The sequence below is a fragment of the Rossellomorea sp. QJM3NY_18 genome (assembly GCF_056173145.1).
On record NZ_CM149659.1, the window covers coordinates 2,949,738 to 2,971,626 of the forward strand.

The 21,889-nt window shown below is 46.3% G+C and carries 25 protein-coding genes and 1 other annotated feature; of the genes, 3 read left to right on the top strand and 22 right to left on the bottom strand.

Annotated elements, in window-relative coordinates; translation table 11 throughout:
- Positions 1-31: 31 nt before the first annotated feature.
- A complete protein-coding gene (locus tag AC0VXY_RS15265) occupies positions 32-676 on the bottom strand; it encodes a DUF421 domain-containing protein (protein ID WP_435990027.1) in 645 nt (214 codons plus the stop codon).
- 291 nt (positions 677-967) lie between these two features.
- On the opposite strand from AC0VXY_RS15265, the gene AC0VXY_RS15270 reads away from it, so the two are divergent.
- A complete protein-coding gene (locus AC0VXY_RS15270; protein ID WP_475525735.1) occupies positions 968-1,339 on the top strand; it encodes a TIGR04086 family membrane protein in 372 nt (123 codons plus the stop codon).
- Between the two features lie 70 nt (positions 1,340-1,409).
- Here AC0VXY_RS15270 and yajC read toward each other — a convergent pair whose 3' ends face one another.
- From yajC to nadB, 13 genes are all read right to left on the bottom strand, one after another.
- Positions 1,410-1,682 (bottom strand): preprotein translocase subunit YajC, encoded by a 273-nt coding sequence (yajC, locus tag AC0VXY_RS15275; protein ID WP_279724368.1) that lies wholly within the window; start codon positions 1,680-1,682, stop codon positions 1,410-1,412.
- A gap of 44 nt (positions 1,683-1,726) precedes the next feature.
- Positions 1,727-2,866, bottom strand: coding sequence for a tRNA guanosine(34) transglycosylase Tgt (gene tgt / locus AC0VXY_RS15280; RefSeq protein ID WP_475525736.1), 1,140 nt, complete (start codon positions 2,864-2,866; stop codon positions 1,727-1,729).
- Between the two features lie 45 nt (positions 2,867-2,911).
- Positions 2,912-3,937, bottom strand: a complete 1,026-nt coding sequence (queA, locus tag AC0VXY_RS15285; RefSeq protein ID WP_475525737.1) for a tRNA preQ1(34) S-adenosylmethionine ribosyltransferase-isomerase QueA — start codon at positions 3,935-3,937, stop codon at positions 2,912-2,914.
- A gap of 39 nt (positions 3,938-3,976) precedes the next feature.
- Positions 3,977-4,183 (bottom strand): DUF2905 domain-containing protein, encoded by a 207-nt coding sequence (locus AC0VXY_RS15290; protein ID WP_079531786.1) that lies wholly within the window; start codon positions 4,181-4,183, stop codon positions 3,977-3,979.
- Complete coding sequence (gene ruvB, locus AC0VXY_RS15295) at positions 4,180-5,181, bottom strand: Holliday junction branch migration DNA helicase RuvB (protein WP_475525738.1); 1,002 nt, start codon at positions 5,179-5,181, stop codon at positions 4,180-4,182. The genes AC0VXY_RS15290 and ruvB overlap by 4 nt, the downstream gene beginning before the upstream one ends.
- A 27-nt stretch (positions 5,182-5,208) precedes the next feature.
- Complete coding sequence (ruvA, locus tag AC0VXY_RS15300) at positions 5,209-5,820, bottom strand: Holliday junction branch migration protein RuvA (protein ID WP_475525739.1); 612 nt, start codon at positions 5,818-5,820, stop codon at positions 5,209-5,211.
- Positions 5,821-6,041: 221 nt separating this feature from the next.
- On the bottom strand, positions 6,042-6,590 hold the full coding sequence (locus tag AC0VXY_RS15305; protein WP_475525740.1) for a BofC C-terminal domain-containing protein: 549 nt from the start codon (positions 6,588-6,590) through the stop codon (positions 6,042-6,044).
- A 148-nt stretch (positions 6,591-6,738) separates the two neighbouring features.
- Positions 6,739-7,476, bottom strand: a complete 738-nt coding sequence (locus tag AC0VXY_RS15310; RefSeq protein ID WP_435990019.1) for a YhcN/YlaJ family sporulation lipoprotein — start codon at positions 7,474-7,476, stop codon at positions 6,739-6,741.
- Between the two features lie 104 nt (positions 7,477-7,580).
- A complete protein-coding gene (locus AC0VXY_RS15315; RefSeq protein WP_475525741.1) occupies positions 7,581-8,579 on the bottom strand; it encodes a phosphotransferase in 999 nt (332 codons plus the stop codon).
- Positions 8,557-10,101: a SafA/ExsA family spore coat assembly protein gene (gene safA, locus AC0VXY_RS15320; RefSeq protein WP_475525742.1), complete on the bottom strand. Its 1,545-nt coding sequence runs from the start codon at positions 10,099-10,101 to the stop codon at positions 8,557-8,559. Before safA ends, AC0VXY_RS15315 begins: the two co-directional genes overlap by 23 nt.
- A 159-nt stretch (positions 10,102-10,260) precedes the next feature.
- Complete coding sequence (nadA, locus tag AC0VXY_RS15325; RefSeq protein WP_475525743.1) at positions 10,261-11,367, bottom strand: quinolinate synthase NadA; 1,107 nt, start codon at positions 11,365-11,367, stop codon at positions 10,261-10,263.
- The gene (nadC, locus tag AC0VXY_RS15330) at positions 11,351-12,214 is read right to left on the bottom strand and encodes a carboxylating nicotinate-nucleotide diphosphorylase (protein ID WP_475525744.1); all 864 of its coding nucleotides are present in this window, start codon (positions 12,212-12,214) and stop codon (positions 11,351-11,353) included. The genes nadA and nadC overlap by 17 nt, the downstream gene beginning before the upstream one ends.
- On the bottom strand, positions 12,183-13,772 hold the full coding sequence (nadB, locus tag AC0VXY_RS15335; protein ID WP_475525745.1) for an L-aspartate oxidase: 1,590 nt from the start codon (positions 13,770-13,772) through the stop codon (positions 12,183-12,185). The genes nadC and nadB overlap by 32 nt, the downstream gene beginning before the upstream one ends.
- A gap of 61 nt (positions 13,773-13,833) precedes the next feature.
- Between nadB and AC0VXY_RS15340 the strand changes: the two genes are divergently transcribed.
- Both AC0VXY_RS15340 and AC0VXY_RS15345 read left to right on the top strand, forming a co-directional pair.
- Complete coding sequence (locus tag AC0VXY_RS15340) at positions 13,834-15,039, top strand: IscS subfamily cysteine desulfurase (protein WP_475525746.1); 1,206 nt, start codon at positions 13,834-13,836, stop codon at positions 15,037-15,039.
- A gap of 50 nt (positions 15,040-15,089) precedes the next feature.
- Positions 15,090-15,635: a 3H domain-containing protein gene (locus tag AC0VXY_RS15345; RefSeq protein WP_475525747.1), complete on the top strand. Its 546-nt coding sequence runs from the start codon at positions 15,090-15,092 to the stop codon at positions 15,633-15,635.
- A 74-nt stretch (positions 15,636-15,709) separates the two neighbouring features.
- Here the strand turns inward: AC0VXY_RS15345 and pheA are convergent, their stop codons facing one another.
- The 8 genes from pheA to AC0VXY_RS15385 form a co-directional block, all read right to left on the bottom strand.
- Positions 15,710-16,561 carry a prephenate dehydratase gene (gene pheA / locus AC0VXY_RS15350; protein ID WP_475525748.1) on the bottom strand — a complete coding sequence of 284 codons (852 nt, stop codon included), beginning with the start codon at positions 16,559-16,561 and terminating at the stop codon, positions 15,710-15,712.
- 96 nt (positions 16,562-16,657) lie between these two features.
- Positions 16,658-17,113, bottom strand: a complete 456-nt coding sequence (locus AC0VXY_RS15355; RefSeq protein WP_034757235.1) for an ACT domain-containing protein — start codon at positions 17,111-17,113, stop codon at positions 16,658-16,660.
- A gap of 138 nt (positions 17,114-17,251) precedes the next feature.
- Positions 17,252-18,538: a GTPase ObgE gene (obgE, locus tag AC0VXY_RS15360; RefSeq protein ID WP_435990010.1), complete on the bottom strand. Its 1,287-nt coding sequence runs from the start codon at positions 18,536-18,538 to the stop codon at positions 17,252-17,254.
- Between the two features lie 36 nt (positions 18,539-18,574).
- Entirely contained in the window at positions 18,575-19,105 is a 531-nt protein-coding gene (locus AC0VXY_RS15365; RefSeq protein WP_475525749.1) for a Spo0B C-terminal domain-containing protein, read from the bottom strand.
- 178 nt (positions 19,106-19,283) lie between these two features.
- Positions 19,284-19,574: a 50S ribosomal protein L27 gene (rpmA, locus tag AC0VXY_RS15370; protein WP_034757227.1), complete on the bottom strand. Its 291-nt coding sequence runs from the start codon at positions 19,572-19,574 to the stop codon at positions 19,284-19,286.
- 12 nt (positions 19,575-19,586) lie between these two features.
- Positions 19,587-19,922: a ribosomal-processing cysteine protease Prp gene (locus tag AC0VXY_RS15375; RefSeq protein WP_435990008.1), complete on the bottom strand. Its 336-nt coding sequence runs from the start codon at positions 19,920-19,922 to the stop codon at positions 19,587-19,589.
- 11 nt (positions 19,923-19,933) lie between these two features.
- Positions 19,934-20,242 (bottom strand): 50S ribosomal protein L21, encoded by a 309-nt coding sequence (gene rplU, locus AC0VXY_RS15380; protein ID WP_060670849.1) that lies wholly within the window; start codon positions 20,240-20,242, stop codon positions 19,934-19,936.
- A gap of 12 nt (positions 20,243-20,254) precedes the next feature.
- Positions 20,255-20,333 (bottom strand) — a sequence feature (ribosomal protein L21 leader region).
- 67 nt (positions 20,334-20,400) lie between these two features.
- Entirely contained in the window at positions 20,401-21,846 is a 1,446-nt protein-coding gene (locus AC0VXY_RS15385; protein ID WP_475525750.1) for an Rne/Rng family ribonuclease, read from the bottom strand.
- Positions 21,847-21,889: the final 43 nt, after the last annotated feature.

A 21,889-nucleotide genomic window follows, 5' to 3' on the forward strand; every position in this document is an offset into this window, starting at 1 on the left:
ATACTCCTTAACATTTTGTTGAGGAGTTTTTTTATTTGTTTTTTTCATCAATGTAAAATTGTCCGTTTTGGAAGCTGCAGAAGGAGATTTCGTGTACGTTTTTGAATCCGCGTTCTCTCAGTTCTTTCCGTAACCAGAAGGACGTTTTTCCGATCATGTCGAGATGGGTGGTTTGGACCTGTCCATCGAGGATCAGCGGAAGTGTCAGGGAATGCGGAGTCTTTTTATCTTTCTGAAGGACAGATAGGTTCCCGGATGGCTCTAAAATCGCAAATTCAACATCTGCCACATTAAAGATATCTTTTTCTCTTAATTGAAGAAGTAAATCATCATAATTATAACGCTGTTTCTTCATTGCTTTGTCGTCGATTTTTCCATTGTGGATTATGACGGTGGGTTTTCCGTCAAGTAATTCCCGAAAAGACTTAGACCTGAGGGAAAACCATGCAAACAGGATCTGGACGAGGACGATGATCCCCATGGGCAGCACTGTATGAATGATGGGATCCTCCGGTTCTTCAATGGCCATGACCGCCATCTCGGCAATCATCATGAATACGACCAGATCCAGGATGCTCAGTTCCCCGATTTCCCTTTTACCCATGATTCTAAAAATGAAGATGATCATAACATAAAGAAAAAGAGTGCGTAAAATGATGATAAAATATTCCTCCACTACTTTTCCCTCCCATACACATGTCATTATGTAGTATCGACAGAAGGAGAAAATAAATCGGAGGAATTTTTATCCACCCATGGACGGATGTATTTAAAGTATACGGATATTGTGGGAATTATCGGAGACATGGTCACAGCCCCACCTTTTCCAGGAAGATTCATACTAGTCTATGAGGCTTGACCACATAAAATTTCTAGTCTTTTTTACCATTGCGATGAATATGCTTGTACTAATACGGAATAAAATTATCGATTTAGAAGGGAGAGGACCGTCATCGAAGCAAAAAAAATGGGTGGTGCCGTCCTTTACGGGACGACCACCATATTTGTCATAGCGATTGCCGCAAGTTTATTATTCTCATTATTGCTCCGGTTTACCAATCTTACTGAAAGCTCCATCACAATGTTTGTCACGATCATTTCATTTCTTTCTTTGTTTGTTGGTGGATTTATGTCAGGTGGAAAAGGAAAGACAAAAGGCTGGGTGCTTGGAGGTTCGACAGGACTCATTTACACCCTCGTCATTTTCTTATTTCAATACCTGGGATACGATAGCCTGTTTTCAATCGAACAGCTGATCTATCACGGCTGCTATATCCTGACGGCCATGATGGGGGGAATCCTTGGAGTAAACATGAGTGGCGGTCCGAGGGAGGGCTAGTCCATCCGCAAAATAAAAAAAGGGTCCCTCTTTCACGTGCCTAGGCACATGGAGAGAAACCCTTTTTTAATTATACCTGCTCTGCTCTGATGACTTCCCTGATCGCATTACGATCATATGTAAGACGGCTGCCGTCACCACACAGGATGACTACTTTACCTTCTTCGATAGCATCGATTGATCCGTGTAAACCGCCGATCGTGATGATTCTATCACCCTTCGCAAGCTCATTTTGCATTTTCGAGACCGCTTTTTGACGCTTTTGCTGAGGACGGATCAGTAAAAAGTAAAACAGAACGAACATTAATATCAAAGGTAGTATTGTTCCTAAACTTCCTCCCATTCTTTTTCCCCTCCTTTCAAGTGCATTCTTTATTATTATGGCTTTTAGAAGTTTTTCGCATCAGGACGGTTGAAGCCGTACTGCTCGAAAAATTCTTTCCTAAAGTCTCCTAGACGATCTTCACGAATCGCTTGTCTGACTTGCTCCATCAATTTTAACAGAAAATGAAGGTTATGATAAGTCGTAAGGCGAATTCCGAACGTTTCGTCACATTTGATTAAGTGACGGATATAGGCACGGCTATAATTTTTACACGTATAGCAGTCGCAATTCTCATCGATCGGTCTGAAATCCCTTGCATACTTTGCGTTCTTCACGACCAGACGGCCTTCACTTGTCATAAGCGTTCCGTTACGGGCGATACGGGTCGGAAGGACACAATCGAACATATCGATTCCGCGCATCGAACCATCGATCAGTGAATCAGGAGATCCGACACCCATCAGATAGCGGGGCTTATCCGACGGAAGGTGTGGCGTTGTGAAATCAAGCACGCGATTCATGACGTCCTTAGGCTCACCGACAGAAAGTCCACCGACTGCATATCCAGGGAAATCCATGGATACAAGGTCGCGGGCACTTTGCTTCCTCAGTTCTTCGTATTCTCCGCCTTGGACGATACCGAATAATCCTTGATCCTGAGGGCGCTCGTGGGCATTTAGACAACGCTCTGCCCATCGCGTGGTACGCTCTACAGAACTCTTCATATACTCATATTCGGCAGGATACGGTGGACATTCATCGAATGCCATCATGATATCAGAGCCCAGCGCATTCTGTATCTCCATCGCTTTCTCCGGACTGAGGAAGAGTTTATCCCCGTTCAAGTGATGACGGAAATGGACTCCTTCTTCTTCAATCTGGCGGAGCTTACTCAAGCTGAACACTTGGAAACCGCCTGAATCGGTCAAGATGGCGCGATCCCAGTTCATGAATTTATGGAGGCCGCCTGCTTCCCTTATGATTTCATGGCCGGGACGCAGCCATAAATGATACGTATTACTAAGGATGATGCCGGATTCCATGGATTTCAGATCCTCCGGAGACATCGTTTTTACAGTAGCCATGGTTCCTACGGGCATGAAGGCAGGCGTTTCGAATGAACCGTGTGGCGTATGGACGCGGCCCAGTCTTGCACCGGTTTGTTTACATGTTTTAATCAATTCATATGTTATTGCAGTCAACTTGGGAATTCTCCTTCCAATTTCCATTGGGTTTTCAATCATTCATTATTTAATCAACATCGCATCTCCAAAACTGAAGAAGCGGTACTTCTCTTTAACGGCGGTTTCATAGGCATGCATCACGTTGTCCTGCCCCGCAAAGGCGCTGACCAGCATGATCAGGGTCGACTTCGGTAAGTGGAAATTTGTGATCAGCCCATCAATCCCTTTAAACTCATAGCCTGGATAAATGAAAATATTCGTCCATCCATTCTCTTCAACAAAAGTTCCATGCTTGGATGCAATGGTTTCAAGTGTGCGGGTGGAGGTTGTTCCGACCGTTATGATCTTGCCTCCATTTGCTCTTACCTCATTTAAGAGGCGGGCGGTCCCTTCGGATACCTGATAGAACTCGGCATGCATATCATGATCTTCAATCGTCTCGACGGAAACCGGCCTGAACGTTCCGAGTCCCACATGAAGGGTGATGAAAGCGATGTGTACACCTTTTTCCTTCAGCTCATCCAACAGTTCTTCCGTAAAGTGGAGACCTGCAGTCGGAGCAGCCGCTGAGCCCCTTTCCCTGGCAAACACCGTCTGGTAGCGGTCCTGTTCTTCCAATCGTTCACGGATGTACGGCGGCAGTGGCATTTCACCCAATTCATCCAATACTTCGTAAAAAATCCCTTCATATCGGAATTCAAGGATTCTTCCACCGTGATCCTTCAAGTCAACGCAAGTTGCCCTTAATTTCCCGTCCCCGAAAACGATCTCCGTTCCGACACGGATCCGTTTTGCCGGCTTCACAAGTGTCTCCCACTTGTCGCCGTCTTCCTGTTTCAGAAGGAGCACTTCAATATTGGCACCTGTATCTTCTTTTTGTCCAAAAAGGCGTGCCGGCAATACTCTTGTATCATTCAGGACGAGACAGTCCCCTTCCCCGAGGAACTCAGTGATCTGTTTGAAACGGATATGATCCATGGAACCATCTTCTTTATCCAATACCATCAGCCTGCTCTCGGAACGGTTCTCAAGAGGAGTCTGGGCAATCAGTTCTTCTGGTAAATGAAAATCAAAATCTTCTACTTTCACAGTTCGTCACCTGGCTTATGTAAATCTCACTCATGAATCCTATTTAAATCTCCCGATGAAATAAAAGACAACGGAAAGTATAACACTTATCAGAATAGAAGTCATAAGTGGAAAATAAAATGTCGCATTTTCTTTTTTGATAATGATGTCACCCGGCAACTTCCCTATTTTGATGAATTGCATAAGGAAGCCGATCACAAGGATGATCGCGCCGATGATCATGACTAATTTAGGCAGCCCTGTCAATTGTCCGGCACCTCCAGTTGGAAATGGTCATACACAAGATGAGTGACGATCCTCCCTCTCGGCGTCCGCTGGATGAATCCAATTTGCAAAAGGTATGGCTCGTACACATCTTCAATCGTATGGGACTCCTCCCCGATGCTTGCTGCAATCGTATCGAGTCCCACAGGTCCGCCCCTGAAGCGATCGATGATCCCTTTAAGAAGCTTATGGTCGATATGATCGAGACCGAGTTTATCGACCTGAAGGAGTTCGAGGGCTTCCCGTGAAAGGGTTGTGGTAATATCCCCATTCCCCTTCACCTGGGCAAAATCCCTTACCCTCCGTAGCAGCCGATTGGCGATACGCGGGGTCCCTCTCGACCTTCGCGCCAACTCTTCAGAAGCCGTCGCTTCGATTTTCGTGTTCAGAATCGCGGCTGTCCGCTGAACAATTTCATTCAACTGTTCTTCATTATAATATTCCAACCGGCATAGTACACCAAATCGATCTCGAAGGGGAGCCGATAAGGCACCTGCACGGGTCGTCGCCCCCACCAGCGTAAAAGGCGGAAGATCCAAACGGACAGACCGTGCACTGGGACCATTCCCGATGACAATATCCAAACAGAAATCTTCCATTGCAGGATAAAGAACCTCTTCGATCGCCCGGGGCAGGCGGTGGATTTCATCGATGAACAATACGTCACCTGGCTCGAGTGCCGTAAGGACGGCAGCCAGGTCTCCCGGTCTCTCGATGGCCGGTCCTGAGGTGGTGCGCATGTTCACACCCATCTCATTGGCAATGACGGCGGCCAGGGTCGTTTTCCCTAATCCCGGCGGCCCGTAAAGAAGGACATGATCCAGGGTCTCCTGTCGCATCTTTGCCGCTTCAATGAAAACCTCAAGATTATGCTTTACCTTATCTTGCCCAATATATTGTTTTATTGACTGAGGACGCAAGGAATATTCAAAGGAATCTTCATTTATTTCCGATTCACCTGATACGATCCTGTCTTCCATTTAGACTTCCTCCTTTCTTAGCAGTTCTTACTTCAAGAGAAGTTGAAGGGCTTTCCTGATGATTTCGTCTGACGAATGCCCTTCCCCTTTCAGTTTAGGCGTGATTTTCTTAATTTCACGTTCAGAGTAGCCCAGGGCTTTAAGGGCAAGGATGGCTTCCTCAAATGCCTCATCCTTTCCATGGGATACTTCCGCCTCCCCATGATCTGAGAACAGGCTTGGGAAATAATCAGGCACAACATCCTGAAGCTTCCCTTTTAAATCCAGGATCATCTGACGGGCCGTCTTCTTCCCGACACCAGGGAACTTCGTCAGGAAACTTTCATTCTCCTCTTCAATGGCCGTGATCACCTGCTGCGGGGCACCTGAGGCCAAAATCGCCAAGGCTCCCTTTGGCCCGATCCCCGAGACATTTAATAGTTTCATAAAGAGCAGCTTCTCTTCGATGGCAAGGAACCCGTACAGGGCAATAAGATCTTCCCTTACATGCTGATATGTAAAAATCTGAATCTCTTGATTTTGATATTTTGAATACACAAATGGATTCGCGGTATACAACTGATATCCGATTCCATTATTCTCCACCACAACATACTCGGGACCCACTTGACTGACCGTCCCTTTTATATATTCATACATTTCATTCTCTCCCCATATGGTACAACTTACTGTTTTTTCTTTCGTCTCACATTCCTATTCAAAAAGACATATAAAATCTATTGTATCATATCACTATTTGATGGGATGGGAAAGGGAGACGAAAGAGAAACACCTGTTCTAATTTTATCAAAGAATGTGGGTATTGGGCAGAGGAATCTGTAAAATAAAAAAAACCAGTGGCGTATGCACTGGTTCTTCTCTTATTTAGGAACGGAGTAGGGTTTATATTGTTCAAGTACCTCTTCGTACTCCTGCTTCGACTTAATGGGGATGCCTTTGACGAGATCATCGTGACGCTTGCTCTCAAGCTTCTTCACATCAATCTGGAAGAAGGATTGAATGATTTCCGCCTGTCCGGGTCTGCCGTTAAAGATGGACAGTACACCCTTATCCGATATACCAAAGTAGCCATTGGTCTTTAGAAGAGGAGAGATATCATCCATCTTCTTCTGGAACGCGATTTGTTCTTCCGTCATATCCATCAGCTGCCAGTCTTCATACGCAGCCCAGAAGTCTTCCATGCTCCAAATCGTTTCCTGCACGATTTCCTCACTCACTTCCCCGTCCAGATACACGCGTTCCAATATTACCGTGACCGTATGGGCGGAAGCAACCTCAGCAGGGGTTTCGTTCAGCATCTCCAGGGAACTGCCGTCTGCAGCCTGTTTTTCCTCTGTATAAAAAAACGTGAAGTAAAACGCACCGATTAATAACATCACCATAAACACGATTCGAACCTTCATCGTCATCGTGATCACCTCGAACTTGATTTATGTAATACTCTATCCACTAGTCTTACCAAAGCCTGTTAGGAATATCCAAACTTTTTAGGGACGGACCTCCCCCCATGAAAAAAGACTACCCAAGAGCGTTCACTCTTTAAGTAGTCCATCCTTGTTAACGGTTGATGCGGTCTTTCACTGACCGGAACATATCGTGCATGTCGAAGTTGAGAGCGTCCCTCGGACCACCGTCGCGTAAATCATTGTCAATGTTTCTTACCCGGCTGAATGTTCCCTCATCAGTCACCACTGAAACCGTTCTTCCGTTCAGATAAGGCTGCACGGCTTCTTTAACACGTGCTTTCGTTTCCTCGATTTTACTATGATCATCCAGTTCAATGGCTATGAGGACATCTGTTCCATAGGCGACGGCACGAACGTCACTGACGTTCTCCACCTTCCCTGTCACATCGCCTATCTTCTCGGCGAGATCCCCTTCATATGCTGTATAATAGGATCTTCTTGCAGATCGGGTATTATCATCAAGATGTCCATGATAGTTCGCATCCCCATGACTCGCACGGGCGTCCCTTGCCAAGAAGTTCTTGTCATAATCGGCAAGTGGCCGGGACGGGTTCTTCGGATTTCCATTCTCGTCCCTCACCTGAAGGAACTGGCGTTTCTTTTGACGGATATCCTGCCCTTCTTTTCCGGCAGAGTGATCATACATTTCAGTCAGAGGTCCGTCCCTCTCGTCCCGGTTGTCCCCGCCATGTCCCTCGTTGGAGTAGAAGCCGAGTGGCTCGTAGGAGTCTGAATAACGATCTTGAGCTTTTTCTTCTCCACTGTTACATGCAGCAAGACCCAGGGTCATGACGGCTGTTAATGGTACCATGAATAATCGTTTATTCAAGTTACGTTTCCCCCTTCAACCCGATACTTGAGCATTTTTTCTGCTCACCATTAGGTTGTGAAAGGACATTCTCTTTCATTCGGGTCAATGTTTGGAGACATCCCCTACAATTGGGTATTGATCCTTTTCACTTCACCATGCAGCTCTTGATTAAATTGCATCCGCTGGGAGAACTGCTGGATCGTCAAGTTCGTTAAATAACCCCATACACGCTGTTTATACGATTGATCTTCCCTGATGAAGCGGTTCCACTCCCTGAATACATCGGAAGGATACATCAATCCGATGTGAAAGATGAGATGATTACGATAAGTATGGAGGGGTTCCATTTCTTTGATATCACTGAGGGACCAATTTAAATAGGGCAAGATCCGATTGCAGTACTGCAGATCGTCCGTTATTTCCGTTGAGAGTGACATAAGATCAAAGTCGATCAAATAGACAAGCCCATTCTTTCCCCTTAAGAAATTATGATGCGCCACATCTCCATGAGTGATGCAGTCCCCATTTTCATGAATGCCGACCGATTTCAATTCTTTTAGTGCCCATTTCCCCCACTCTAAATACGTATACAAGTAATATGGCTGAATGAATGCCTGCAAATAGGGGATATTATATTGAAACTGCAGCAGCCGTTTTTTCCATTTTTTCAGCCAACGATAGTGAGGAATCTCTTCTGTCCATGAACCACGGATCGTTTTTGAAACGGCATGAAATTTTTTCAATACGTGCAATGCATCTTCTCTGTCATCGGCCTGATCGTAATGAATGGCCCTCGAAGTTTCCAGCCACATCGTAATACCGATAGGGGAACCTTCAAATAATAATAGTTCCCGTTCATGAATGGGGTGAAATGGCAGGACATGATAAAACTTTTCACTTAATAGGGTTGAAATCAGCCGTTCCTGAAGCAGGAACTTCAATTGATTGGGAAATCGTTTGACGAACCATTTACTCCCATGGCTTTTCAGCACCCATTTCCCTTCTTTAATCATTTTCAGGGATGCCCCGGGATCCTTTAATTTATATTGCAAAAAAGAAAGGAGACGATGTGAATAATCGTCCCCTCGTGCATGCATCTTATCCCTCAAAATCATCGTCATTGAAATTCGGCATGCTGAATGCTCTTGGACCAAACATTCCCGGTGATCCCATTTGCATACCCTGGCCTTGAGGTCCCATTTGCATACCCTGAGGACCCATCGGCATTCCCATTCCTTGACCTTGAGGTCCCATCGGCATTCCTTGACCAGGCATTCCCTGCCCCATCATTCCCGGACCGAAGCCGTATGGCTGCTGCATTCCTTGAGGCATTTGCTGCGGCATCATCGGTTGATGCATCATTTGACCTGATTTCGGTCCGCCACACCCGCAATCCCCCTGGTTACTTGCTCCCATCACATTTGATGGCTGACCCATAGGCGTTTGATACTGCGCTCCCATCACATTGGACGGTTGGCCCATTGGCATTTGATATCCACCCATGGAAGGCGACTCTTCCGACATCGCTCCCTGAACCTGGCCACCAGGTCCCATCGGATACCCGCCCGGCATGCCGCCGCCATGGAATCCCGGTCCCGGCATGACTGGGGAGACCGGATAGCAGTTCTGTGGATACGGCATGTATGGAGCCTGTTGCTGCGGCATTTGAGCAGATGGGAAGTTCTCTTCGGATGCACCCATTACTCCAGACGGCTGACCCATCGGCTGTTGCATCGGCATTTGCATTGGTTGCTGCATATGCATCGGCATCTGCATTGGCTGCTGCATCGGCATTTGTCCTTGAGGCATATACGGCATAACAGAAGACGACTCTTCGTCATACCCCATTTGAGGCATCATCGGCATGTTCTGCATTCCTGGCATCGATTGAGCACCTTGAACCTGGCTGCCAGGTCCCATAGGCATCCCTTGACCCATTGGCATTCCTTGGCCCATCGGCATCCCATAACCTGCTCCTGGATGCATTCCATGCGGCGGACAGAAACCTGATCCTGGCATGACCGGGGATACAGGTACGCAATTATTCGGATTATAATACATAGGCTGGGTGTTCCCTCCTTGTGGTTGTGATGGCATTTGTAAGCTTTCCTCTTCTTGAACACCTTTTACGGCTTCTTGTTTTGGTTTTGGCATCGGCTTTGGCTGTTCTTTTGCTTTAGGGAGTACGTTGGTAGGTTTAGGTGGTGATTTAGGTTTTGGCATTGGTTTGGCCTGTTGCTTTGGCTGTTGTACTTGCATGTTGGCCATATTCATCATGTAATAGTTGTTAATATCAATTTCAGGTACGACTGGTTTCGGCATTTTTGGTGCAAAGGGCTTTTGTACTTCTTTCGGCATTTCTTTCTTTGGTTCTTCGACCGGCATGGCCATAGGCTTCTGCTCTTTGAATGGATGCTCTGCTTTAGGCATCTCCTTCATAGGCATCTCTTTGGATCCGTATTTGATTTGTGTCTCTTTCTTTACGGTTCCGCCTGTAGTCGGCACTTTTATTTTCATGCCGGGCATGATCATATCGGGATTTGAAAGCTGGGCATTCATCTGTTTTAATTCTTCGAAATTCACGCCATACTTCTTGGCGATCTTCCAAAGAGTATCCCCTTTTTGAACGATATGGATTTTCACTCTTTTTCCCTCCTCAGGCATAAGTCTATATATCCTATGACAAGATAGGCAAATTGCTAATCATCTACATAAAAACTTATGAGATATGAAAAAAAAATATACCGTATCCTAAGATGGGGACGGTATATTTTAGCTTGTTCATTTTTATAATCAGATGCATCAAGCACGTGTCAACATGCGTTCTAAAGCGAAGAGTGCATTCTTTGAGACGTCTCGATTCACCTTGATGATATTTTCGGGATTTCGCTCCATTATTTTTTCCAAAGACCACAGGAGATGTGGTAAATCGATCCGGTTCATCGTCAAGCAGGGGCACATATATGGATTCAGGGAAACGATCTGTTTATCCGGATGCTGATGGATCAACCTTTTCACAAGATTCATCTCAGTACCGATGGCAAAGGCAGATCCGGGGGGTGATTGTTCAATCGTTTCAATAATGTATTTTGTGCTGCCATTCAAATCGGACTTCTCGACTACTTCCCGGCGGCATTCAGGATGAACGATGATTTTCATGCCTGGATGATTTTCACGAATATCCACGATATTTTTCACAGTGAAATTTTCATGCACCGAGCAATGGCCTTTCCATAGGATCACTTTCACTTCTTCCATGTCACCATCATAGATCAATTCGTTTTGAATGGGATCCCAAACGGCCATCTCACTTAAGGAAACGCCAAGATCAGCCGCCGTATTACGTCCTAAATGCTGATCAGGCAAGAAGAGGATACGTTGTTTCTCTCCCAATGCCCATTCCACCATTTTGTGGGCATTGGAAGATGTAACCGTCGCTCCCCCATTCTTTCCGACAAAGCCTTTGATGGCTGCAGTCGAATTCACATAGGTAAGGGGGATGATACTGTCACCGAACATCTCCATGAGCTTCCCCCACGCCTTTTCTGTCTGATAAATATCGGCCATATCCGCCATGGAACATCCTGCCCTCATGTCCGGCAAGATGACGACTTGATGGTCCTCCGTCAGGATATCTGCCGTTTCAGCCATGAAATGAACACCGCAAAACACAATGAACTCAGCCTCCTTGTTCTCAGCGGACAGTTGGGCAAGCTGAAGGGAATCACCAACGGCATCAGCAAATTGGATCACTTCGTCTTTTTGATAATGATGCCCGGGAATAAAAAGCTTCTTTCCTAACTGCAGCTTGATTTCCCTCACTCTGTTTTCCATCTCGACTGTCGAGAGGCTGCTGATTGATTCAGGCAGGACGTTCGTTTCTTTCGTTAATTCATCGAGTAACCCCATGTTCATACCCCTTCCCTATTCCTACTCTTGCACTGATATCAAGTGATTTCACAGAATGTGTCAAGTACCCGAGGGAGATATAATGAACTCGTGTCTCCGCATATGCATAAAGACTCTCCCTGGTGATCCCGCCCGATGCTTCTGTCACAATATGAGGGGGGACAAGAGGGACCCACTCCTTAATCGTCGATGGAGTACAATTATCGAACATGATGACATCTGCTCCTGCTTCAATCGCTTCCAATAATTGTTCTTTCGTTTCAATTTCCACTTCCACTTTCACCATATGACCGATCTGCTTTTTCACCTGCTTCACAGCTTTGGTGATCGACCCGGCGAAAGAAATGTGATTATCCTTTAGCATGACAGCATCATATAGACCATTTCTGTGGTTGAACCCGCCCCCGGTCCTTACAGCATACTTCTCAAGCATCCGGAGTCCCGGCGTCGTTTTCCGTGTATCACACAGCCGGACCCCGGTGCCTCTCACCTGTTCAACCGCCCGGTGGGTTTCCGTTGCAATACCGCTCATACGTTGGATCAGATTAAGGACAACCCGTTCCGCCTGGAGGAGGTCCCCCATCGGACCATGGATTTCAGCAATGGATTGCCCCTCTTCCACCCATTCACCATCGTCAACAAAAACCCGGGCATCGACCGTGGAACCAAGAAGGGAAAAGCCAATCTCAATCACATCCCTCCCACAAAAAACGCCTTGTTCTTTCATGAAAAGCGAAAAGGAACCTTTGTCGCTTTTTCTGAACAGGATATCAGACGACAAATCACCGTCCCCAAGATCTTCCCGATAAAACGCTTCAAGCATAGATTTTAGTTTCATTTTGTTCATGATAGTCCACCCTCAATCGCCCTTCATTTATTTGTAGAACCATTTTCCTTTTCAACCATCCTGCATTATCTTCCTTCGGGAAATCTGCCCGGATGTGACCTCCCCTGCTTTCTGTCCTTAATAAAGCAGACTCTGTAACAAGAAGGCTAACAATCCACATGAAATACAAGTGAATTTCTTCACGTGAATTAAAATCAATATGCTCACAGAAGGTAAGAGGCTGTTCTTTTAACCACTTCAAATGAGCGGATAAACCTTCTTCCTTCCGTATGATTCCGACGTGTTTCATCATTCCTTCTTTTAATTCCTGTGCATGAAAAGGGATAGATAAGGGCTCCCCCTCGACGATCCGGTCAAATGGGGAATGGATATGCGGGGAGTAACGGGCTCCACTCTGGATCAAATATTCCCCGAGCCGCTCCCCGTACACCAAACCTTCCAACAATGAATTGCTGGCCAGGCGATTTGCACCGTGGATGCCGCTGCACGCAACTTCCCCGATCGCATAAAGTCCGGGAATATTGGTCCTCCCTGCCCGATCAGTGACGATCCCACCCATCATAAAATGACAACCAGGGGAAACAGGGATCCGCCCTTCGCAGGTCGCAATGTGATGTTTTAAACATAAGGCGGTGATAGAAGGGAATTTCCCTTGAAAATCTTTTATTCTACTAATATCCAGAAACACATTTCTTCCTTTCTGTCTTTCCTTATATATACACTCCGCCACTATATGCCGGGGGGCAAGTTCCATGAGGGGATCAATGCCCTCCATGATCCTTTTTCCCTCATCATTCAAGAGTAAGGCTCCCTCTCCTCTTACCGCTTCTGAAATCAGGCCGTATGTTTTTCCCTTAGACCAAAGGAGCGTCGGATGAAACTGAATGAATTCCATATCTGAAAGCTTTGCTCCTGCAAGAAAGGCAAGAGCCATTCCATCTCCCGTTACGGACGGATGATTGGATGTAGACGGATATAAACCACCGATCCCACCTGTCGCAAGGACAATATGAGGAGCATAGTAAAAGCGGATGGCGTCATCTTTATCCTTTGTCTTCACTCCGCAGCATTGCCCCCTGTCATCTTTGACAAGTTCGTACACCATTTCCCGTTCCACGAATTGAACCTTTTCCCATGAAAGGGATTTCAATAAATGGTTCATTAAATATTTCCCCGTCTGATCTCCCCCGCTATGAAGGATGCGATGTTCACTATGAGCCCCTTCCATTCCGAGAGAAAGGCTTCCATCCTCTTTCCGATCAAAAGGTGCCCCTTCATTTACCAAGGATTCCACAATCCTTTTTCCATCTACTATGAGCTGCTTCACACTGTCTTCAAGCTGGTGATAGCAACCCGCTTCCAATGTATCCTTCATATGGGCATGGACAGAATCCTTCAGTCCCAGAGGTGCCGCGATCCCGCCTTGAGCGAGATACGAGTTACCACTTTCGATTTCACCCTTTGTGATAATTATCACATAAAAATGATCTTGAAGTCTGCGTGCTAATTGCAAAGCGGCAATGCCACTTCCCACGATGATTATATCGGCTTTTTCCATCAAAAACCCTCCTGATTATTTACAGGTGTCTTGACACATATATTTACACATATTTAAACTAATGACAAGAGTTTTTTACAAGACTCATATATTCAGACAATTCCCATTAAAGGCAGGTTACATGATGAACTATTTTGACTATGCTGCTACAACTCCTGTAGATGCTGAGAGTTTACACGTATTTCGGACCGTAAGTGAAGAGTTCTGGGGCAACCCCAGCAGCCTTCACGATATTGGGGGTAAAGCAGAGCATCTCCTATCAAAATGCAGAGAAAAATTGGCTGCGCTGCTCGGTGTCCCCTCTAAAGGAATCCACTTTACTTCCGGAGGGACAGAAGGGAATCATTTAGCCCTCGTCACTCTGGCATTAAGCAGGCAAAAGAAAGGAAAACACATCATTATCGGAGGAGGCGAGCATTCTTCCATCCATTCCTCAGCCGCTTTTCTTCAGGGGCTGGGCTTTACAGTCACGAAGATCCCTCTGACTTCAGATGGCCTGATTGATCCTCAAATCATAAAAGAATCGCTTTCAGAACAGACGACCGTCGTGAGCATCGGACACGTCAATGGCGAAATTGGAACGATCCAGCCTCTCCATGACATTCATGATCTACTGAGACATCGTGGTATCCTCCTTCACAGCGATATGGTTCAATCATTCGGGAAAATGGACATCACGGATTTCACCTCGGAGGTCGACAGTTTCACCCTTTCATCCCATAAGATATACGGTCCCAAAGGAGTCGGCGCATTTTATATCAATCCAGCCCTGGACATCACTCCCATGATACCCGGACAGACTCATGAAGACGGATTCAGGGGGGGAACGGTGAATCTTCCGGGGATAGCAGGATTTGTGACAGCCGCCGATCGATGTCACCATTCTCTCGCAACAGCCCATTGCAAGGGGTTGAGAACGCATTTTATAACCGGACTGGAAGAACAGCTGTCCGGACGGTACACTCTTTATGAAGGACCTGTACATGCTCAGCTGCCTCATGTCATCGGTCTTGGCATCCACGGCCTTGAGGGACAGTGGCTCATGCTTGAATGCAACAGACGTGGAATGGGAATTTCCACCGGCAGTGCATGCGGTGCCGGTTCTCACGACTTACCCAAGACCCTTCAAAGCATGGGAGTCAGTCAAAGAGCAGGAAAAGAATTCATCCGGATATCATTTGGAAGGGATACAAGGGAGGAACAAATAGCAGAATTGGTCAACGCATTGTCTGACATACATGCGTCCCTAACATCTTCCTTAACTTGAAGAGCCGGTTGTGATATGATTTCCTATATCGATTCGGGACGGAGGAGATAATGTTGGCAGGGAAAAAAATCCTGGGAGAAGAAAGAAGAAAGTGGATCCTCGATAAACTAATGGTGAAACATGCCCCGATTACAGGGGGAGAGCTCGCGAAGCAGACCAATGTCAGCCGGCAGGTGATCGTAAGTGACATTACCCTATTGAAAGCAAAAGGCGAACCCATCATCGCAACGAGCCAAGGCTACTTGTATATGCCTGCCTCCAATCAGGATACGATGGTTGAACGGACGGTCGCTTGCAAGCACCTGCCCCACCGGTCGGAAGAAGAACTCATTTTACTTGTCGATCACGGGGTCACAGTCAAGGATGTCAAGATCGAACACGGCGTGTATGGTGATCTGACCGCTTCAATCATGGTGTCAAACCGCAAGGAAGTGGAGCAATTCATGAAGAAGATTGAAGAAACCGGGGCCTCCTTTTTATCAGAATTGACCGACGGTGTCCATTTACATACATTAATGGCCCAAACGGAACAAACTCTGGATAAAGCAGAAAATGCGCTCCATGAAGCAGGCTTCTTGATTCAGGGTGATCTATAGGACTGACAGCGGCATATCCATTCATGGTGGCCCGCGAAAAAAGGCAGAATCCACAAGGGATCTGCCTTTTTTCTTTAGTTGTCCAATAAATAAGAAGAATATGTCCCGATCATTTTCACTGAGCAACCGAGGGCCTCCATTTCACTGATGGCTCCCGGAAGAAGGACATCATCCATTTCATGAGCCACATCAATTAGGAAGAAATAATCACCAAGTCCCGTTTTCAGTGGTCTTGATTCGATTTTACTTAAGTTCAGCTGTCTCCAGGCAAACGTGGACAATACCTGATGAAGCGCTCCAGACCGATCTTTCGGAAGAGTCACCATCAAGGTTGTCTTCTCCATGCTCTTTTCCTGGGGCAGGGTCAGTGGATCCGGTGTCTTATGTAAGACGATGAATCTGGTATGATTATAGGCAAAATCATGAATGTTCTCATGCAGGATGTCCAACCCGTATTTTTCTGCAGCCAGCTCGTTCCCGATCGCCCCGAGGAATGAATCAGGATTCTCACTCACGAATTTAGCAGCGGCAGCCGTACTCGTCGTCTGTTCCAGGGGTACCCCGCGAAACTGCTTATGTAAAAATTTATGACACTGCGCCAATGCGTGGGAATGGGAAAGGACTTTCCCGATCTGGTCTTCACTGTCACCCCACGCCGGATGGATCATTAAGTGCTGCTGAATGGCGGACGTCAATTCAGCGACAATCGCTAAGTTCGCTTCATGAAATAAATAATCCACCGTAATATGCACCGAGCCTTCCAGGGCATTCTCTAAAGGCACAACGGCGTAATCCACTTCATTCTCGATCACCGCCTCGATGCAATCGGGTATCGTCACATACGAAGCCTTTTCTTCTTCGGGAAAAGCCTTTTTGACGGCTAAATCTGTAAAGGAAGCCTGTGGTCCTAAATATGCAATCTTCACTCTGATCTTCCTCCCGCTCACTTGAAATTAAAATTTATTGAACATTCTAACACGTATGGAATCAAAGGGGAAGGTTTTCCCATAAAAAAAGAAGCGTCAGGCTCCGGAGCCCAACACTTCCACTTTCTCCACAAATTCCAAACGACGGAGCTTTGAGAGTAAGTCTTCCAATCCGATCGTGAGGTCCGTTACATTCAAGGAGAGTGTGACATTCGCTCTTCCCTGGAGCGGGATCGTCTGATGGATCGTTAATATATTGCAACCATGCTTGGCTGTTTCACTTAATAGATGAGACAACGTCCCCGACCGGTCCTCCAAATGAAAGAACAGTGTGATGATCCTCTCCTTCACAATGGTGTGGAAAGGAAATACCGTATCCCGGTATTTGTAAAAGGCACTCCGGCTTAAATCGACCCGGTGGACCGCTTCCCATACCGAATCAGCCTTGCCTCTTTCAATTAATTCTTTTGCATCCAGGGTCTTCTTCATCGCTTCCGGCAGCACGTCTTCACGCACTAAATAAAACTTGCCTTCTTGAAATTTTTTCCCCAATGACTATTCCTCCAATTGTCTGGCACGAGAGGTCAAAGGCAGCTTGCCCCTTTAAAAGCCGCTCTCGCTTTCTATTTGTAGAGCAGGTAGCGGCAGCCGCCACCAGCTCCATTGTCTGAAATAGATGAAGGATGAAACTTAATCTACAAATTCGAACTCGTATTTTATTAGGCGGATTGTATCGCCATTTTTGGCACCACGTTCACGAAGGGCATCATCTACACCATACGAACGAAGCTGTCTCGCGAAACGTCTTGCCGAATCTTCACGGGAGAAGTCCGTCATTTTGAACAAGCGTTCAATTTTCGCACCGCCGACGACGAATGTACCATCAGGATCACGCGTGATTTCGAATTCTTTTTCTTCCTCTTCATGCTTGTAAAGAACCCGGTGAATACCCGTCTCTTCTTCTTCATGGATCGGGAATTCAGCTGTTGTTTCCACTTTATCCGCAACGGCATACAACAACTCAGCGAGACCTTGTCTGGTAACGGCTGAAATCGGGAACACAGGATAATCTTCCTGAAGTTTCTCTTTGAAGACCTTCAGATTCTCTTCCGAATCCGGCATGTCCATTTTATTCCCAACGATGATTTGAGGACGCTCGGTTAAACGGAGATTGTACTGCTTAAGCTCTTCGTTGATCGTCAGGTAATCCTCGTATGGATCCCTTCCTTCCATACCGCTCATATCGATGACGTGCACGATGACGCGCGTACGTTCAATATGACGAAGGAATTGATGTCCGAGCCCGACGCCTTCATGGGCACCTTCAATCAATCCAGGAAGGTCGGCCATGACGAAGCTTCTTCCATCTCCCGTTTCCACCATCCCTAAATTCGGTACGATCGTGGTGAAATGGTAGGAAGCGATCTTAGGCTTCGCTGCTGAAACAACGGACAAGAGTGTCGATTTCCCGACGCTCGGGAATCCTACCAATCCAACATCGGCAAGAAGCTTTAATTCCATCACGATATAACGTTCCTGACCCGGCTCACCCTTCTCAGAAAGCTCAGGTGCAGGGTTCGCAGGCGTAGCAAATCGGGAGTTTCCGCGTCCGCCGCGTCCGCCTTTCGTGATCACTGCACGTTGACCATGCTGCACAAGGTCGGCAATCGTTTCACCAGTATCATCGTCCTTCACGACTGTCCCGGGTGGAACCTTGACAACCATATCCTCCGCATTGCGTCCATGCTGATTCTTACTCATCCCGTGCTCTCCGCGAGGTGCCTTGAAATGACGTTGATAGCGGAAATCCATTAACGTTCTTAAGCCTTCATCCACTTCGAAAATGACGTCTGCACCGTGACCGCCATCTCCCCCGGCGGGACCACCTTTTGGTACATATTTCTCACGACGGAAGGCAACCATACCGTTTCCTCCGTCACCGCCCTTTGTATAAACCTTGACCTGATCTATAAACATACTTTCACTCCTAACTTATCCCTGCAATCGTTTCAATCATTCAGCGATTACATGAACGACAAGAACCTCTTCTTGAAGTTGTTCTATTTCTATATTTTCTCCGTTTGATCGTTGATTTTTGATCCAGTCTTCCACTAAGCTTGTACTCTTTAGTATACCTGTGAAATCAAATATAAAACGGGATTGTTCTTTTGTAATGTCCAGTAAGATGGATAATTGATTTTCTGCATTGTTCATTACATTTGATTCAAGGAATGCCAGAAACTCCTTGCACCAGTTGTAAAGTCTTTTATCTTCAAGCCGATGAGGCTCAAGTCGAAGGACTTCAAAATCCAGCTTAATCAAATGTCTTGACCAATTATAAGTTAATATCCATTCTGCCAACAATGGAAGTTTTACATTCGAAAGCTTTGATTCATTTTGTGCAACGAGGACCATTTCCTCGATGACCTGTTTCGCCCGCTCCACACGGCCAAGGTCAAGGTTCCCTTTAATTAATTGCAAATCATTCATCCAGTCGTGGCGAGCATGCCTCAACGCCTCGACTACACCCCAATTTTCGCTCATAATCTAACTCCTATACTTAAGTGCTACCTGTAAGTATATCAAAGATGGGCGTGGTGCGTATATTGTTTCTGTGAAATTGGTGTATGTGAATGAAAATCGGATAAGAATATTCCTATACCTTTGATAAAAATAAAACTCTAACCGAAAGTCGGTTAGAGTTTTCGTTAAAGATATGCGATTAAGCTTCATTCGCAACTGGGTATACGCTCACTTTTTTCTTGTCACGACCCATGCGTTCGAAACGAACAACACCGTCGGTTTTAGCGAAAAGTGTATCGTCGCCGCCACGGCCGACGTTTAGGCCTGGATAAATTTTCGTACCGCGTTGACGGTAAAGAATTGATCCACCAGAAACCATTTGACCGTCTGCACGCTTAGCACCAAGGCGCTTTGAGATAGAGTCACGACCATTCTTAGTCGAACCTACTCCTTTTTTGGACGCAAAAAACTGAAGGTCTAATCTTAACATCTGTTCCACCTCCTACTTTTTGAAGGTTATTTTAATAAAATCACTATAGTCTCTTTCAATCGTCTGGAGGCTGATAAGCATGCCGTCAAGCAGCAGCTGAATCTTGCTCTCCGTTTCTTCCGGAAGATCATCAGGGATGACGCAGCGAAGGAATCCACCATCAGAGGATTGCTCGATGGACGGCTCTACACCGGTTAACGCCATAATGGCATTAATGCTGCCGAAGGAAACAGCAGAAGCACCTGCACAGACAATGTCTTGCCCATTTTCGGCAAAATCAGCATGTCCATCCATGGAGAAAGAACGGATTCTTTTCCTGGAGGAACGCTCTACGTAAACGTTAATCATGTAACCACGCCTTACGCGTTGATTTCGTCAATGACAACTTTAGTGTAAGGTTGACGGTGACCTTGCTTACGACGGTAGTTCTTTTTCGCTTTGTATTTGAATACTACAAGCTTTTTCGCGCGGCCTTGTTTTTCAACTTTCGCTGTTACAGTAGCTCCATCCACTAAAGGACTTCCTACTTTCACATCGTCACCACCAACGAATAGAACTTTGTCAAAAGTTACCGTATCGCCTTGTTCTCCGTTAAGCTTTTCGATGTAGATAGCTTGACCAGCTTCTACACGGATTTGCTTACCACCTGTTTCGATAATTGCGTACATAATCGCACCTCCTTATAAACTCAGACTCGCCAATGACAGGTGTTGGATTGCTCCAAGCTTTTGTACCTGTAATGAGCGGTTGTAGCACGGGTGCTACAATCAATAACATTAGAATCCTATCACATAAATCGATAAACTGTCAATAACATTCAAGAAATTCATAGTATCTTTGTTATCCTGAAATAAGGATGATCGTGGGTGATTTCCTGAATCATGATCTTTTTATTCAATACTTTCTGGAGTCTCTCGATATGGATGCCCTGTTTCCCGGCAAAACTATCCGCCACTTCCCGGGTCGCTTCCACTTCAATTCGTGAGCCGTCCATCCCTTCACATTCCCACAGTTCCCGTTCGAGATTGAAGGCCATCGTCTCCGGATTCATTTCCCTCCCCGTACCATGACATACCGAGCACGGACGGGTCAGGGACCCGGCAAGGGGCTGCCGGGTCCTCTTTCTCGTCAATTCCAGGATCCCGAGTTTAGTGAACCCTACAATCGTTGTGCGCTGCCGATCTGAAATGAGAGATTCTGAAAGAGCATCGATCACTTCCTGGCGGTGGCTATCCTTTTTCATATCGATGAAATCGATCAGGATCATCCCGCTTAAATTACGGATCGTAAGCTGTTTCGCCATTTCTGCTGCCGCGAGTTTATTCGTCTCAAGTATGGTTTGCTCTAAGTTGTCTTTCCCGGTGAATTTTCCGGAATTGACATCCACTACCGTCATGGCTTCCGTTGATTCGATGATAAGAGTGGCTCCGTTCGGAAGCCACACTATTTTTTTCAGGGCATTCTCCCATGCCGAGTAAACGTCATAATGTTTAAAAATATTTTCGTGACCTTGATAAAGTTCAAAAGTCCATTTTTCTTTGATTCCCGCTCCGCTCATTTCCTCAACCTGAAGAAGGCTGTCATACTCATCAAAGACGATCTTCCCGCCCTCTCCTTTTTTCAGATACTCGTTGAGATCCTCATAGAAGGTATCCTGCCTGGATAGGAGGGACGGACACTTTGCCCTCATCGACACCCTCTCCAGACTGTCATAGCGCGTCCGCAGTGAGATGACCTCTTCTTGTAATACTGCCTCTTCCATCCCGGAGGCGTTGGTGCGCATCACAATGCCTTCTCCCACTTGTTTCCACTCATAGGCTAACCGCCTCAACACCCTGCGGTTTTCATCATCCACTTTTTTGGATACCGCCACATAGTACCCCTTTGGCATGTACACCAGATGTTCACCCTTCAGCTCAATGACCGCGGTCAATCTGGCACCCTTCGTCCCCATCTCATCCTTTAAGACCTGAACGATGATTTTTTCCCCTTCATGGACAAGATTCCCGATCGGGGTTGGATCGCTCCCCTCATGATACGCTTTCACATTTTGCGGAAAGTCCTTTTCATGGAGGTACCCATTCTTTCCCTGCCCAAAATCGATAAACGCCGCACCCAGTCCCTTTTGGACCTTGACGACCCGCCCCAAGTAAATATTGCCCGTTAAGCTTTCTTCTCCAGGCGGATATGTATATAGACCGATAATTTCATTATGTAAACGGTGGACCCACCGTTTTTCCCTGCCCTTACTGTGTACAATCATTTCTTCCATACCTAAACCCCTTTTCCACGGAAAACCTCATAAGAAAAAAGGG

What these genes read in the sequence shown, in the direction of transcription:
- AC0VXY_RS15270 (WP_475525735.1), top strand. Translation starts at nt 968, where the DNA reads ATGGGTGGTGCCGTCCTTTACGGGACGACCACCATATTTGTCATAGCG.
- yajC (WP_279724368.1), bottom strand. Translation starts at nt 1,682, where the DNA reads ATGGGAGGAAGTTTAGGAACAATACTACCTTTGATATTAATGTTCGTT.
- ruvB (WP_475525738.1), bottom strand. Translation starts at nt 5,181, where the DNA reads ATGGAAGACAGGATCGTATCAGGTGAATCGGAAATAAATGAAGATTCC.
- ruvA (WP_475525739.1), bottom strand. Translation starts at nt 5,820, where the DNA reads ATGTATGAATATATAAAAGGGACGGTCAGTCAAGTGGGTCCCGAGTAT.
- AC0VXY_RS15305 (WP_475525740.1), bottom strand. Translation starts at nt 6,590, where the DNA reads ATGACGATGAAGGTTCGAATCGTGTTTATGGTGATGTTATTAATCGGT.
- AC0VXY_RS15315 (WP_475525741.1), bottom strand. Translation starts at nt 8,579, where the DNA reads ATGACGATGATTTTGAGGGATAAGATGCATGCACGAGGGGACGATTAT.
- nadA (WP_475525743.1), bottom strand. Translation starts at nt 11,367, where the DNA reads ATGGGGTTACTCGATGAATTAACGAAAGAAACGAACGTCCTGCCTGAA.
- nadC (WP_475525744.1), bottom strand. Translation starts at nt 12,214, where the DNA reads ATGAACAAAATGAAACTAAAATCTATGCTTGAAGCGTTTTATCGGGAA.
- nadB (WP_475525745.1), bottom strand. Translation starts at nt 13,772, where the DNA reads ATGGAAAAAGCCGATATAATCATCGTGGGAAGTGGCATTGCCGCTTTG.
- AC0VXY_RS15340 (WP_475525746.1), top strand. Translation starts at nt 13,834, where the DNA reads ATGACAAGAGTTTTTTACAAGACTCATATATTCAGACAATTCCCATTA.
- AC0VXY_RS15345 (WP_475525747.1), top strand. Translation starts at nt 15,090, where the DNA reads ATGTTGGCAGGGAAAAAAATCCTGGGAGAAGAAAGAAGAAAGTGGATC.
- obgE (WP_435990010.1), bottom strand. Translation starts at nt 18,538, where the DNA reads ATGTTTATAGATCAGGTCAAGGTTTATACAAAGGGCGGTGACGGAGGA.
- AC0VXY_RS15365 (WP_475525749.1), bottom strand. Translation starts at nt 19,105, where the DNA reads ATGAGCGAAAATTGGGGTGTAGTCGAGGCGTTGAGGCATGCTCGCCAC.
- rpmA (WP_034757227.1), bottom strand. Translation starts at nt 19,574, where the DNA reads ATGTTAAGATTAGACCTTCAGTTTTTTGCGTCCAAAAAAGGAGTAGGT.
- AC0VXY_RS15375 (WP_435990008.1), bottom strand. Translation starts at nt 19,922, where the DNA reads ATGATTAACGTTTACGTAGAGCGTTCCTCCAGGAAAAGAATCCGTTCT.
- rplU (WP_060670849.1), bottom strand. Translation starts at nt 20,242, where the DNA reads ATGTACGCAATTATCGAAACAGGTGGTAAGCAAATCCGTGTAGAAGCT.
- AC0VXY_RS15385 (WP_475525750.1), bottom strand. Translation starts at nt 21,846, where the DNA reads ATGGAAGAAATGATTGTACACAGTAAGGGCAGGGAAAAACGGTGGGTC.